10 protein-coding genes are annotated in these 14,127 nt (G+C 37.5%); 4 read left to right on the top strand and 6 right to left on the bottom strand.

What is annotated here, in order from left to right; all coding sequences use genetic code 11:
* Positions 1–22 precede the first annotated feature (22 nt).
* The gene (locus RM549_RS09355; RefSeq protein ID WP_311684055.1) at positions 23–4,063 is read left to right on the top strand and encodes a hybrid sensor histidine kinase/response regulator transcription factor; all 4,041 of its coding nucleotides are present in this window, start codon (positions 23–25) and stop codon (positions 4,061–4,063) included.
* A gap of 249 nt (positions 4,064–4,312) precedes the next feature.
* Positions 4,313–5,803 carry a potassium/proton antiporter gene (locus tag RM549_RS09350; RefSeq protein ID WP_311684053.1) on the top strand — a complete coding sequence of 497 codons (1,491 nt, stop codon included), beginning with the start codon at positions 4,313–4,315 and terminating at the stop codon, positions 5,801–5,803.
* Positions 5,804–5,940: 137 nt separating this feature from the next.
* Here the strand turns inward: RM549_RS09350 and RM549_RS09345 are convergent, their stop codons facing one another.
* The 5 genes from RM549_RS09345 to RM549_RS09325 all read right to left on the bottom strand — a co-directional run bounded on the left by RM549_RS09345 (position 5,941) and on the right by RM549_RS09325 (position 9,987).
* Positions 5,941–7,218 (bottom strand): DUF2254 domain-containing protein, encoded by a 1,278-nt coding sequence (locus RM549_RS09345; RefSeq protein ID WP_311684051.1) that lies wholly within the window; start codon positions 7,216–7,218, stop codon positions 5,941–5,943.
* A 290-nt stretch (positions 7,219–7,508) separates the two neighbouring features.
* Positions 7,509–8,081 (bottom strand): YceI family protein, encoded by a 573-nt coding sequence (locus RM549_RS09340; protein WP_311684049.1) that lies wholly within the window; start codon positions 8,079–8,081, stop codon positions 7,509–7,511.
* Positions 8,082–8,181: 100 nt separating this feature from the next.
* Positions 8,182–8,664 (bottom strand): hypothetical protein, encoded by a 483-nt coding sequence (locus tag RM549_RS09335; protein ID WP_311684047.1) that lies wholly within the window; start codon positions 8,662–8,664, stop codon positions 8,182–8,184.
* 58 nt (positions 8,665–8,722) lie between these two features.
* Positions 8,723–9,250, bottom strand: a complete 528-nt coding sequence (locus tag RM549_RS09330) for a YceI family protein (protein WP_311684046.1) — start codon at positions 9,248–9,250, stop codon at positions 8,723–8,725.
* A 155-nt stretch (positions 9,251–9,405) separates the two neighbouring features.
* The gene (locus RM549_RS09325; protein ID WP_311684044.1) at positions 9,406–9,987 is read right to left on the bottom strand and encodes a Crp/Fnr family transcriptional regulator; all 582 of its coding nucleotides are present in this window, start codon (positions 9,985–9,987) and stop codon (positions 9,406–9,408) included.
* A gap of 532 nt (positions 9,988–10,519) precedes the next feature.
* Here RM549_RS09325 and RM549_RS09320 point away from each other — a divergent pair.
* Both RM549_RS09320 and RM549_RS09315 read left to right on the top strand, forming a co-directional pair.
* Positions 10,520–11,446: an adenylate/guanylate cyclase domain-containing protein gene (locus RM549_RS09320; RefSeq protein ID WP_311684042.1), complete on the top strand. Its 927-nt coding sequence runs from the start codon at positions 10,520–10,522 to the stop codon at positions 11,444–11,446.
* 266 nt (positions 11,447–11,712) lie between these two features.
* Positions 11,713–11,889, top strand: a complete 177-nt coding sequence (locus RM549_RS09315; protein WP_311684040.1) for a histone H1 — start codon at positions 11,713–11,715, stop codon at positions 11,887–11,889.
* 224 nt (positions 11,890–12,113) lie between these two features.
* Here the strand turns inward: RM549_RS09315 and RM549_RS09310 are convergent, their stop codons facing one another.
* The gene (locus tag RM549_RS09310; RefSeq protein ID WP_311684039.1) at positions 12,114–13,772 is read right to left on the bottom strand and encodes an SLC5/6 family protein; all 1,659 of its coding nucleotides are present in this window, start codon (positions 13,770–13,772) and stop codon (positions 12,114–12,116) included.
* Positions 13,773–14,127: the final 355 nt, after the last annotated feature.

Below are 14,127 nucleotides of genomic sequence, written 5' to 3'. Positions count from 1 at the left end.
TATATTTCTAACACTCACGAAGGTGTCTTTTGGACAGGAGAAGCATGGAGAGCCAGATCGCAACAATGATGACCTCTCTTTTCACTTATTAAATATATCTTCAGGATTATCCCATAACTTTGTTAATGATATTGCACAGGATTCTTTGGGTTTTATATGGATCGCTACAATAGATGGTTTAAACCGCTATGACGGTAATAGATTTATTCATTACAAGGGTAGTTATAATGATTCTTTGACGGGTCTTACTAATAATTACGTAGAGCAATTAAAATTTAAATCGTCCGGGGAACTTTTAATTGCAACAGACGAAGGTCTTAATATATACAATTTTCGTAAAGATAAATTTACGGTTGTAAGCAATCAAGATGGATTATTAACGAATAGCGTAAGTGCCCTCGCCCTGGGACCGGATGGAAACCCAATAATTGGCACCTATCGGGGAGGCATACAGTTCGCTAAAAAAGACTGGAACATTCAAACCATCAAAGAAAAATTTGGAAAAGATTTTCCTCTTTCTTCCAGCGAGATTTCTTCCATGACCATGCAAGGAGATTCCATCCTATGGATAGGCACTTTTAACAACGGATTAAATAAATTTTCTTATAAAACCAATACTATTATCCACCTTAATTCCGGAGAAGAAAATTTTTCCTTTTCAACTATAAACAACCTGTACACAGACTTATCCGGAAATCTTTGGATAGGCTCAAGAGAAGGGCTGGAAGTTATAACGGGAAAGGGAGACACCATTAAGTTAAATAAAGGAAATTCCCCGTCCAAAAGTTTAAGTGATGATGACATTCTTTGCTTTGAAGAAGATGATCTGGGACAGATGTGGATAGGTACAAGAAATGGAGGATTGAACATCATCAACATTGCTTCTTTAATTAAACCAGATCAAGATCCTGAAATAAAATGGTTTTTACCCGGTACTGATGGCTCAAGTGTTTACAATCGTACTGTTTCTGTAATTACACGGGATAGAGATAATAATATGTGGCTGGGAACGCCTACCGGTATTAATTATGTAAATCCCGGGGGAGAACCTATAAAGCTAATTCAAAGAAATGTTTCCGCCACAGAGTCCTTAAGCCATGACCGCATTGGAGCTTTGGCCAGAAGCAACAACAATATGATATGGGTAGGGACAGATGGTGGAGGCCTGGACCTCTATAATTCCGAAACGGGAGAAATAAAAAATTTTAATCACAAGGAGAATAATTCCCAAAGCCTTAGTAACAATTACATTATTTCTGTTCTTGAAGATTCCAATAATCGGGTATGGGTAGGCACTTACCAGGGAGGTCTTAACAAATTAGACAAAAGAAACGACACCTGGACTCATTATTTACAGGGCTCTCCATCAGAAGGTAGTGATGTGCGTGAGATTTTTGAATCCCGTAACAATAGCCTTTGGGTGGGAACGAACAGGGGCGGACTCTATAAATATAACGCTTATAAGGATCAGTTTGATTATATACAGAGCCTCGGAAAAATAGATATTCGGGATATTGATGAAGATTGTGCAGGTAACCTTTGGCTCGCCACCTTTGGCTCAGGTATTATAAAATATGATCCCATTAAAGATACTGTGGTATTCTTTAATCAGGATAACCTGGAAGGACTTAGTACAAATGTCGTCTTTTCTATTACTGTTTTAAATAATAAAGATATCCTTGCCGGCACCCGGTATGGAGGATTGCTACGGTTTGATCCTGAAAAAAAAGAGGTGAAAACTTTTACGGAAAGGGAAGGCTTGAGCAACAATACGGTAAGCAGCATGGTAATGGAAGATGAGAATCTTATATGGCTGGGCACTTACAACGGAATTTGCAGGTATAACGTCCAGACAAATGAGATTTTGAACATTTCTTCCATGAATAACGTTCAGAACGGCGAATTTAATATTGGTGCGGCTATTAAAAGTGCAACAGGCAAAATTTATATTGGCGGAAACAACGGCTTAAACATACTTAACCCAGAGGATTTCGGAACAAAAAATAGTATTTATCCCATTGTTTTCGAAGAACTTAAAATTCTTAATGAATCTGCTCCTATTGGTAGTAAAAAGGAAGGCTACATTTTGGAAGAAGCTATTCCTTTTCAAAAGGAAATAGTTCTGCAACATAACCAGAATTCTTTTTCCGTAGATTTTGCCGCATTAAAGTATCCTGAAGCAAAAAACATCAACTACTCCTATAAACTTGAAAATTACAATGATTTTTGGATTGACACTCAAGGCTCTGGTGTGGCAAATTTTACCAGTGTACCTCCGGGAGAATATAACTTAGTGGTAAAGACAAATTCTGGGATGGGAGAAGAAGCATTTCAGAATTTATTGATCAGCATCGTGCCTCCTTTCTGGAAGACCCTACCTGCATATATCCTCTATATCCTGATAATTGCCATTATTTTATGGTTAAGTTCGAGGTATTATACTGAAAGGGTTCACCTTAGGAATTCCTTAATTTTTGAAAAAAAACAGCGGCAATTGGAACATGATTTAAATGAAGAACGCTTACGTTTTTTTACAGCATTTTCACATGAACTAAAAACCCCCCTAACTCTTATACTCGCACCTGTTGAAAACTTAATTTCAAAAGAAAGAAATGAAGACCTAAAACAGAACCTGCTCTTCATCAGGAGAAATGCAAAAAAACTTTTTCAGTCAATCAACAAATTATTGGAGTTTAGGAAAGCTGAAGAAGGATTAAGCCAATTAAATTGTAGTAATCATGATCTGCCGGGGAATCTTCTTAAATGGGTTCAAAACTATCTGCCCCTGGCAAAAGAAAAAGATATATCCCTGGAGCATTCTTTACCTCAGGAAAAAATATTGGCCTATATCGATCTTGAAAAGATTGAAGTTATTGTAAACAACCTCCTTTCCAATGCTATAAAATATTGCAAAAAAGGAGGCAGGGTAAAAGTGGTTTTATCTATAGAAGAGGTAAACTTTAAAATTCAGGTTTCCGATACAGGAACAGGCATAACTTCTAATGACCTCACCCACATTTTTGATTGGTATTATCGATCTGATTCCACCGTTAAGAAAAATGGAACCGGCATTGGATTAGCACTTTCTAAGCGATTTGCAGAATTACACAATGGAGATATAATGGTGAGCAGTGTCCCTCAGAAAGAAACTATTTTCACACTTAGCATCCCAATCGTAAAAAATTCTGTTTCTAACAAACTGTCCATAATACCTGAGGAAATTTCCGGGGAAATTTATCTGAAAGAAAATTTTGTACCAGGCAGTACACCGGGCAAAAAGAATGAAAGCATTACTTCAGATAAGAACCGGCCTTTGATCCTTATTATTGACGATAATCCTGAAATTTTGGTTTTCCTGAATGGAATATTTAAAGAGGATTATGATATAGTTCATGCTACCAATGGTGATGAAGGAATACGCAAGGCTTCCAAATATGTTCCGGATATCATTATTTCTGATGTGATGATGCCGGAAAAAAATGGTATAGATTTATGCTCCGGATTAAAAAAGCAAACCTCAACAAGCCATATTCCCATTATCCTTTTAACTGCAAAAAACAATATAGAAAGTATAAGTACCGGTTATGAGGAAGGAGCGGATGATTATATTACTAAACCCTTTCATCCCCAATTGCTCATGACCCGCGTAAAAAACCTGCTTGAAAACCGCCGTCAACTACAAAACTACTTCTTAAAAAATACCGATTCTTCCACAATAGACAATAAAACCTCAAAGATTCTAAACCAGGAAAAGCAATTTCTCCACGAACTCGATCAGGTTATTTTAAAAAATATGGGCACAGGAAAAGATAATGTGGAATTGATCGCCAAAGAAGTTGGCATGAGCAGAACATCATTGTACAGAAAATTAAAAGCTATTACAGGAAATAGTATCAATGAATACATTAGAAATGTAAAAATTGAAAGAGCTGCCAAACTTATTGAAGTAAATAACTTCTCGATATCCCAGGCTTCATATGAGGTTGGCTTTAATAATGTAAAATACTTCAGGAAAGTATTTAAAGAAAAATACGGGAAACTTCCTTCTGAATTAAAACATTAATCAATTATCAACGCTACCTGTTATTTGGCAAGGGCATTTAGTAATTTGTGCTTCATTTGACTTAAAATATAATTTCTTCAGTTTGACCATCTACTTCAGCTAAGAAGATTTATATAGTTATTAGAGCCGAACAAAATTTCCTTAATTTTAACCCAGTACAGAAGATCAATTATCTGTAACATAAACCAATTTGGTTCTTAAGAATTCAAACATTAAGACAGTATTACAATAGATAAAAAGGTAGGGAATATGGATCTAACAAGCGAAAATATAATTTTAATAGGATCCCTTCTTTTGTTCATTAGCATATTAGCTGGAAAAACCTCCTTTAAATTCGGAGTACCCACATTACTTTTATTTCTGGGAGTAGGTGTAATAGCCGGTGCTGAAGGAATTGGAAAGATCCAGTTTGAAAATCCACATTTAACTCAGTTCATAGGGATTATTGCCCTTAATTTTATTCTATTTTCTGGTGGTTTGGACACTAGTTGGAAGAGCATCAAACCTGTGGTTTGGCAAGGGGTTTCCCTTTCTACCCTTGGCGTATTGTTTACTGCAACCGGAGTTGGAACTTTTGTATGGCTGGTAACAGATTTTAGTATTTACGAAGGATTACTGCTGGGCGCAATTGTTTCTTCTACAGATGCGGCTGCTGTTTTTTCTATTCTCAGGTCAAAAAACATTGCACTAAAAACAAATCTTAGACCAACCCTGGAGTTAGAAAGTGGGAGTAATGATCCTATGGCGTATTTTTTAACTATTGCTTTTCTGGGGCTTGTAGTACACCAGGATCAGAGCTTGTTGAGTATAATTCCTCTTTTCCTTCAACAGATCCTTATCGGCGGGTTTTTGGGCTTTCTCTTCGGGAAGATTAGCAAGATGATTATCAACAGGATAAAAATGGATTTCGAAGGCTTGTATCCGGTTTTAGCTATTGCATTGATGTTCCTGACATTCTCGGCTACCGATACTTTGGGAGGTAATGGTTTCCTGGCAGTTTATTTGTGCGCAGTATTTCTAGGAAACCAAAATCTCATTCACAAAAAAGCTATAATGCGAATGTTCGACGGACTCGCCTGGCTCATGCAAATTGTGCTATTCCTTACCCTCGGATTGTTAGTTAACCCTTCTCAAATTTTCCCTGTCATGGGAATTGGACTTCTCGTTTCCACCTTTTTAATCCTGGTAGCACGTCCCATAGGAGTTTTAATTAGCCTGTCCTTTTTTAAAATGAAAATGCGACGCAGGTGGTATATCTCCTGGGTAGGTCTAAGAGGTGCGGTTCCTATTGTTTTCGCCACCTACCCCTTAATTGCTGGAATTGAAAAAGCCGGCATGATCTTCAACATCGTTTTCTTTGTTTCGGTACTTTCTGTAATTATACAGGGTACCACACTTTCGGCAGTTGCAAAATGGCTACATGTCTCATTACCATCACAAGCCAAACAAAGATCCCCGGTTGATGCTTTTCTTGAGGATAGCGCAAAATCTCTTATGAGAGAAATTACTATCCCAGAAGGCCACAACAGCACAGGAAAAAGAATTGTAGATCTGGAATTCCCGAAAAAGGCAATTATTGCGATGATAATGAGAGAGGGTAAGTTTATCACTCCCACCGGTATGACTACATTAGAAGATCAGGATACTCTGGTTATACTTTCTGAAGATAGTGAAACAGTTAAAGATGTTTATACTCAATTTGGCCTTCCAGATGAAGGAGAGGGAAATACACATTCTTAAAAAACCTGTTCTAATGCAAACACGAAAAAATTGAAAAAAATAGCCGTAAAAACCAATCCTGCACAAATTGAAGACTTGATAAATGCGCTTTTATAAAACGCCATTCTGCTGAACAATCATCTTTGAAACTGAAGGTCTTAAAACTGCAGAGGCAGTTTCTTTGCAAGAAGGTTCAAAGTTTCTAAATCTGCTTCGTTTGTCATTGCCACCTTTGCGTCAGTCAGGAGTCTTTTTGCCTCTTTCTCAAGCACATCATGATAAGATGGACGTAAGACTTTCTGCTTTAATAGAGCCAGGTACATATATCCCAGCTTCTGAACAACTACAATATCGCCACAACAGTATTTTCTTAACGCTGCATTTATCTGGTATAATAATTCTTCAAAACTTACAGCTCTCATTTTTACATAATCCTGACCGGAATCGGAGACAAAACTTTCGTCAGATTTCAGCATTCTTAACCTTATGAGTTCAGAGAGATAATCAATGGCATTTAACGCTGTACCCGGATCATTAATACCGGGCGACATTGCCTTTACCACAACTTCGGTGATCTGTTTAAATGCCAGGACATAATTGGAAGTTACCAGCTCTTTTCTTGACAGATGAAAATTTTCCAGAAGTTCCTTTACGGCTTCTTCACTAAGTTTTTCTTTGGAACGAAATACCGGTGTTCCTTTTAAGACGAAGGTTCCCTTAATTGGCAGAACTTCTAAAAAAGTATTATTTTTCTTAGAAAAGGCCAGAAGATCCCTTCCCGAAAAATCCTGAAAGTAACCACTTTTATCACTACTGTATGCTGTCCAGCCGTGACTATCGGGGAAATTCCAGTTCATTGAAGTTTCCCTCTCCAACAGGATATTAAGCCTAGTACTGGCATTGTTGAATATCTTTTCCATAATATTCGTGATCTGAATAGTTTCGGAAATGTTGTGGATAAAGTAGATAAAAGCATAGATGGAAATAACGGTAGCCAGGATTCCCAACAAGACAGAGAATCCCGGAATCTGATACTTATCCCCTGTTGGCTGAATGGAAAAAAGAACAAAGATGCAGTACAAAATACTTGAAATATAAATCCCAAGGATGATTTGATGCCGGTAATCTGAAATTAACCCTGGAAGCAAACGGGGCGAATAATCGCTTGCCGCCTGATTTAAAAGTACCATCACCATTGAGAAACTGAAAACCATCATAGAAATAAGTCCGGTAATACAAGCACTGAGTATTGTAAGGGCAGTATCTCCGCTGTTCACTACAAAGAGGGGAGCATGTTCTACAAGATAGTCTGACATTCCACGTTTCTCCAGATACATCATTAAAAGTGCAAACAGAAGACCTGAAAGAGCGAATAGCGTGGGATAAAATGCTATTTTGCTTTTTATGGAACGGTAAAAAGCTAGTATTCTGACCATAGAGAAATTTATAATTTAGAATTTTCAACTTCTTAAGTTAAGCAAATACAAGCAATAAAATGTAATGATGGATATCCACAGCTACTAAAGCATTAGACATTCCTATTTGGCCATACATCCTGATCAAATAAGTTATTTCTTTCTAAACACTTAAGAACAATCTTCTCCTGTTATAAAATAGAAAAGCCCTGCCGTTGCACGACAGGACTTTTCGTTTAATTCCATTTTTGGATAGTAGGAAGCCAAAAGTTACTTCAATCTTCTAAGCTTCCTCCTGAATAAGGTGAAATTTATTGCTTTATAAACTCCCCGTCAACGTCAATTACTACATTGTCGCTTAATACTGCTTCAGGAAAATCTGGCCCCAGATTATAGTCAGATCTTTTCACATTACCTGAAATTGAAAATCCGGAGATAATATCGTCGTTTTGAGGATGCTCTATTGTTCCGCGATGTGTAACCTCCAGGGTTACTGGTTTTGTAATTCCGTGGAAAGTAAGATCTCCGGTAACTTCATATTTTCCATCACCTGTTTTTCTGGATGAGGTGCTTTTAAATGTCATTTCAGGGTGTTTCTCAACATCAAAGAAATCTGGATTTTTCAGGTGATCATCCCTCATTTCTACTCCGGTGTCTATAGAAGGTATCTGGATTACCATGTTATATTGTGCATCGCTAAAATCTTCTTCTGAAGCTGTAATGCTACCTTCAAACTCATTAAATTTACCTTCAATTTCAGAAATTGTAAGGTGGGTAATCCCAAAATAAACCTGCGTATGGGCCGGATCGGCTTTCCAGGTTGTTTGTGCAAATGTTGTGGCGCTTAAAAAAGCGACAAATAATAAAGAAAGTAATTGTTTCATAATATTCATTTTTAAAAATTAGTAATAGTTTATTTAAATTATTCGAGTTTTAATAGCTGATTTGTTCAAGGTTCTGCTGATTTTCTGCTTCTTCAATTTTTTAAAGGCATCGTTGTATTTCGAAACATGCATTTGCAAATATCGCCTCCACTCCGGCTATGGCTTCAGGATCCTTACCAGAAACCGAGAATTCCATCTTCTGCAAGTCCACAAAAACCTCAACAACTTTTGAGTGAGGCAGCAACTTCTTAAAATCCAACTCTTCGAATTGTAATTTGTTGCCGGAGACCAACAGAACCACTTTTTGTGTCGCTACTTCTTTTATTCTTTCAATCAAAGAACAGGAGATATTCTGAGGTTGATTTATTAGGATAATATCAGCTTCCCAACAGCCATCGTGTTCACAACCGGTGAATTCTACTTCAGCTACGGCTTCAGTTTGTTCCAGGTTATTTATTATATTTAAATCATGTTCTTCATCTTCAGAAACAAAGAGCAAGCGAAGATCCTGCTTCATCAAAGCCTTTACCAGTTCAGCAAAAAAATTGCCTGTATCTCCTAAAATTGCTACTGTTTTTATCATCACCTGTTCCTTCTATTCTAAAAATTCCGCAGAAAATTTCCCTTGCCCAGTGCAGTATTTATGCCTGTTTTACAAACTGAACCTCGGCATTAAGTCTCACCTGGTCGCTTACAACCACACTCCCGGCTTCTGTAACGGCATCCCAGGTTAAACCGAATTCTTTTCGGCTAATTTTACCGCTTACAGTTATACCAGCTTTTGTTTGCCCATAAGGATCCACTACAACCCCACCAAATTCTACATCAAGGGTGACGGGTTTTGTTGTATTTTTTATAGTCAATTCCCCTTCCAGCTTATCACTGTTCACGTCAAATTTCCCAGCACGAAAAACCATGTCGGCATGCTCATCTGTTGCAAAGAAATCCCCGGATCTTAAATGCTCGTCACGTTGCTCATTATTAGTGTCGATAGATTTTACATCAGCTTTAAACTCGACATTCTTTACGTCCTTAAAATCATCGCTTTCCGTCTCAGCCTGTCCTTCAAAAACTTTAAATTTTCCGGTAACGGTTGAGATCATAAGGTGTTTTACCTTAAAAGTTACTTCACTGTGTGTTGGATCAATATCCCATTTTGTAGTTGCCATAATAGTATGTTTTAATAATTACCCTGCAAACTTACAGTCATAACGCGCCATAGCCAATGACCTATGATAAGAAATGGAGGTGATCTATGTCACACAATCTTATTAAAGATAAGTTAATCTAAGAAGGACAAAGGGCTGGCAAGAGATGCAGGCATTTAATTACCGGAGATCATCTGGCTCCGGAGGCGGCTTAGCGTTTCGCGTGTGACCCCAATATAAGAAGCAATCATATGCTGCGGCACCCGTTGCGAGATATCGGGAAAATCCTTCAGCAACTTACTGTAACGTTCTTCGGCAGTGGCGCTTATTGTACACATTAGGCGCCTTTGAGTGGCAATTAAGTTATTTTGAATAAGAATCCTGAAGTAACGTTCAAAAGCAGGAACCTCATCCAGAAGCAGATTCCAGGAGGGTTTGGTGATAAGTAAAAGTTCTGAATCTTCCAGTGCCTCGATATTATATTCTGAAGCTTCGCCTGTAAGAAAGCTGTAAAGATCGCCTACCCACCAACCCTGCATCCCAAATTGCAGAATATGTTCATTCCCCTTATCGTCTATAGTAAAGCTCCTCAATAATCCTTTTTCAACAAATGTGGTGTACATACAAACCTCACCATCTTCCAGTAAAAAGCGTTTTTTTCGTAATTTCTTCGGAACAAAAAGGGTTTTCGCATATGCAAACTCTTCATCGGTGATGGTGATGGTTTCATTTACCTTTTTATGAAGAATTTCGAACATTACTGAAATTTTTAAATTGATTCCCTGTTTCCGATTCTAAAATTACTGCAATTTTTGCTTAAAAATGAGTCTTTAGAGAATTTTGAGTTCAGGAAATAGGGTGCGCAACGGCACAACAGGTCGATAATTGGCATTTCTGAGCATATCCTTTTTCGATAGTTCTGTGTTTAGGTGCACGGCGCTACTGTAGGCCGATATTTGGCATTTTTCGGCATACACTTTAATCAGTTTGGATTTCGGAGTCTTATGCGCGGCGACATTAAACTCCGAAAAACTGGTTTTTTCGGAATAAATATATTTCAAGCTCGAAGTACGGATTTTTCAACCCCTAACCTCGTACTTCATATTTTAAAGCAGGTCGATATTTGGCATTTCTGGCTTCAAACTTCAAATAGCCTACATCACTTTACTCTTCACGGGCATCTAACTATAAATTTTTTATATAAACTCATTACTTTCTACCATTAACAGCTATAATTCTTCCGGTTAAAATCGGCTACTTTTGGTTTTTATTCAATGTAGAAATGATTTCATGAAAAAACATCAAATTGAATTTTCCCAGGATGGACCTATCCTGGCTTTAGAAGGTAAAAGCATTCTGAATGCTTCCTTAGATGCCGGAATTCCTCTAGTTCATGTATGTGGAGGTAAGGGTAAGTGCTCTACCTGCAGGGTACTGGTACATAGCGGTGAGAAAAGCCTCTCACCCGAAAATGAAAAGGAAAAAGCTTTAAAAAAACAAATGCAATTCCCTCCAAATGTTCGTCTGGCATGTCAAACTTACATCTCAGGTGGCCCGGTAAAGTTAACTCGAATCGTTAAAGACGTATCAGATTTTGGTCTTTATATAGGCTCAATGGCTGGAGAAGCCACTAAAGAGATTGGAGAAGAACGTGAGCTATCTATATTCTTTCTTGATATTAGAGACTTTAGTCCTTTTATGGAAAAAAATCTGCCATTTGATGTAATACATGTCATCAGGAAACTTTTTACTTTTTGCGAAAACATAATAGATAGTAATGGCGGAAGATTAATTGAAACGGCCGGGGATAGCCTGTATGCCATTTTTGGATATTCATCTACGCCAGAAAAAGCTAAAAATGCAGCTACTAAAACTGCAAGGGAAATAATCGAGAATCTGCAGACCCTTAATAAAGAATACTTCCTTCCGCACTTTGACCAGAATATTGAAGTGGGTATTGGCATACATTCTGGAAAAGTAATAACCGGAAAAATTCAGCTAGGAAAGCACGAACGCCTTATAGCAATGGGACACGCAGTAAATGTTGCTTCCCGAATTCAGGCTCTGACTAAAGAGCTTAACAACAACCTAATTGTATCAGATGAAGTATTTATGGAACTGGAAAACCGGCAGGAAAAAGACAAACCCACTACAGCCCGTTTAAAAGGTGTAACAGGTAGTTATAAACTGCATTTACTGGGAAATACCTATTGCTGATATTCATATAATTAAAGACCTGAAAACATTGATTATAGAGATTGTTTCCGCTGAAGCTTAAGTAAAACGCGAAAATTTTATCGAAATTAAAGTCTGTTATTTCAGGTGTCGTACTATTTCCAAAACTTCAATAGCATCTAATTCTATAAAACAGAGAAATTTGAAATTTTACCAAAATTGATAAAATTTTATTAGAAAAATCTAATTTTTCAGGTAGACCCGGTTTATTCTGTTATTTTAGTATTCTTAAACTTAATAATACTATCATGAAAAAACTTATTGAAAACATCCAGAGCACTTATGAATCTTTCCAAACAGATGCTACTGCGCAATTAGAAGATGGCAATAAAAGCGCCGGGACAAGAGCAAGGAAATCCTCTTTGGAACTGGAAAAGCTTTTAAAAGAATTCCGAAAAGTTTCTATTGCAGAATCAAAGAAATAATAACATCTTCCTTTTTAGGAGGTTTTTTTATAGGCTTATATACCAATAGAATTATTGGTATATAAGCTTTACCTGTTATTTTTAAACTGCTAAGGCAGATTGGATAATCTGAAATTTAATTTTTTCCCTCCCGGCTTTTCATCACTTTATAAAAACAGAAGAGCATTACCCCTGTAACAGAAAGCTGTACAACAAGCATTATAATTAATGGCTCAGTATTCATATTAAGTTTTATTAGTTCTTTTTCTGTAGGCTATATAAACTAATATTGCAATTCCAATAAATAAGAAAAGTAAAATTATCCGCGCCAAATTGGCAAAAAAGATACGATTAGTAATATCCTTAATTTCGTCAGCATTTATGGCCCCAGAAAGATTCTGCTTTAATTCCGAATTACTCAGTTGCATTACCAGGGAACTATGATCTAAAGGCCATCCTTGTCCGGAGAATATCTGGTTAAAAGCTCCTACCCAATTATTTCCTTCCGGCGTAAACAGTGCACCGACAAAGACAAAAATGAGAAGTAATGGAGTGATGTATTTAATTACCCATTTAAAAATTACAGGGATCTTTATATCCGCTCCGTCATTAATCTCTTTCCATCCTTTATCTATTCCAAAAACCCAGGCGAAGAGGATAGTTTCGGCCAGGGCAAATATCACGAGGGAAACCGTTCCGGCCCAGTAATCATACTGATCAAAAAAACCGTGCTGGTAAAATATTACACATGGGAATCCTAAACAAAGCGTAAGAAATCCAAAAGATAAAGCACCTTTATTTTGTCCCCATCCATACTCATCGCGCATAAATCCCATCCAGGGAGTCCCCATTGCAAGGGAAGAAGTGATTCCAGCAAAAAACAGGAGCCCAAACCAAAAAATACCAGCCAGGGCAGCCAGAACCGGCCCCCATTGACTGAAAAGGAATGGCATAGATTGAAATGCCATTCCAAAACCTATATTTTCCTTTACCCAATCCAAACCAAAATATCCGGCGGCAATCGGTACAACGATAAGACTTCCAAGGACTACTTCAACAAATTCATTGGTAAAACCGGCGGAAGTGGCATTTAAGGCAATATCGTCTTTACTGTCCATATAAGCTGCGTAACAGTGAATGGTTCCCATACCTACAGAGAGGGTGAAAAATATTTGTCCGGCTGCTGCAAGCCAAACCCCCGGTAGTAGCAAAGACTCATATTGAGGAGTCCAAAGATAATTTAGTCCATCCCAGGCATTAGCCAACGGAAATTCTTCAGATGCAGCAGTTGTTCCTAAACTAAGACCACGAATAGCCAGAAAACCCCCGAACAAAATAAGTAATGGCATTCCTATCTTTGCTACACGTTCTATACCTGCGAGACCCCTGCTGAGAATGTAGGTATTTATAAGTATACATATGATAAAGAAAAAAATTGCTTCATTGGGAATACCAAAAAAATTAGTTCCCATGCTTACGTAATCATTAAAATATCCGGCAACCTCTGTTTGCGAAAGTCCGGTGAAAGTTCCCCGGATACTGTGAAAGGTATAGGAGAGCGTCCAGGATTCTATATAACAGTAATAAGCTGCTACCGCAATATTTGTAAATATCCCAAAAACCCCTACGTATTTCCATAAGGAGCCGGAGTGCATGGATCCAAGAATAAAAGGTGTAGAGTGATGTCCCCTGCGGCCACCGAAACGTCCCATAGACCACTCAATCCACAAGAGAGGGATTCCCATTAAAAGAAAACAAACCAGATAGGGTATAATAAATGTTCCTCCGCCATTTTGGACAGCTTGAACAGGGAATCTTAGAAAATTCCCCAAACCTACTGAATTCCCCGCCATTGCAAGGATAAGCCCTAAACGACTTCCCCAAACTTCTTTTTTATGATCCATTACTAAAAAACGTTTCTTATACAAACTGATTTCTCTTTGTTCACATTGGAACAAAAATTAGAGCAGAAACACTGCTGCTCTTTCCGAAGGGACCATTTTCTCTGAAATTTTTCCCGGTCTGATATAATGTTCTAGGAAATCATAAATCCGAATGAAATAAAGATGGAAAATATGGATGAAGCTTATGCTGAAGAGATATTTTCTAAACCCAATCGAGAGTTTTGAAATCTTCTTCAGGTTCCTAAGCTAATTAAGACGAGTGCTGGTGGTATTTTCTGAGCATTTGTTTTTGTATTTCAATAAGTAAATGTATTACAAATGTTTGAGAAAATTTAGCATCAAAAAGCAATGATTT

Origin of the sequence: Autumnicola patrickiae, assembly GCF_031846525.1 — a bacterium.
In the GTDB taxonomy this organism is placed as follows: Bacteria; Bacteroidota; Bacteroidia; order Flavobacteriales; family Flavobacteriaceae; genus Autumnicola; species Autumnicola patrickiae.
Note: the sequence above shows the minus strand (reverse complement) of the source record. Positions and strands in the feature narration are given on the sequence as shown.

Bases quoted from the DNA above. Each gene is read 5' to 3' on its own strand.
- RM549_RS09350 (WP_311684053.1), top strand. From the start codon at position 4,313: ATGGATCTAACAAGCGAAAATATAATTTTAATAGGATCCCTTCTTTTG.
- RM549_RS09345 (WP_311684051.1), bottom strand. From the start codon at position 7,218: ATGGTCAGAATACTAGCTTTTTACCGTTCCATAAAAAGCAAAATAGCA.
- RM549_RS09340 (WP_311684049.1), bottom strand. From the start codon at position 8,081: ATGAAACAATTACTTTCTTTATTATTTGTCGCTTTTTTAAGCGCCACA.
- RM549_RS09335 (WP_311684047.1), bottom strand. From the start codon at position 8,664: ATGATAAAAACAGTAGCAATTTTAGGAGATACAGGCAATTTTTTTGCT.
- RM549_RS09330 (WP_311684046.1), bottom strand. From the start codon at position 9,250: ATGGCAACTACAAAATGGGATATTGATCCAACACACAGTGAAGTAACT.
- RM549_RS09325 (WP_311684044.1), bottom strand. From the start codon at position 9,987: ATGTTCGAAATTCTTCATAAAAAGGTAAATGAAACCATCACCATCACC.
- RM549_RS09320 (WP_311684042.1), top strand. From the start codon at position 10,520: ATGAAAAAACATCAAATTGAATTTTCCCAGGATGGACCTATCCTGGCT.
- RM549_RS09315 (WP_311684040.1), top strand. From the start codon at position 11,713: ATGAAAAAACTTATTGAAAACATCCAGAGCACTTATGAATCTTTCCAA.
- RM549_RS09310 (WP_311684039.1), bottom strand. From the start codon at position 13,772: ATGGATCATAAAAAAGAAGTTTGGGGAAGTCGTTTAGGGCTTATCCTT.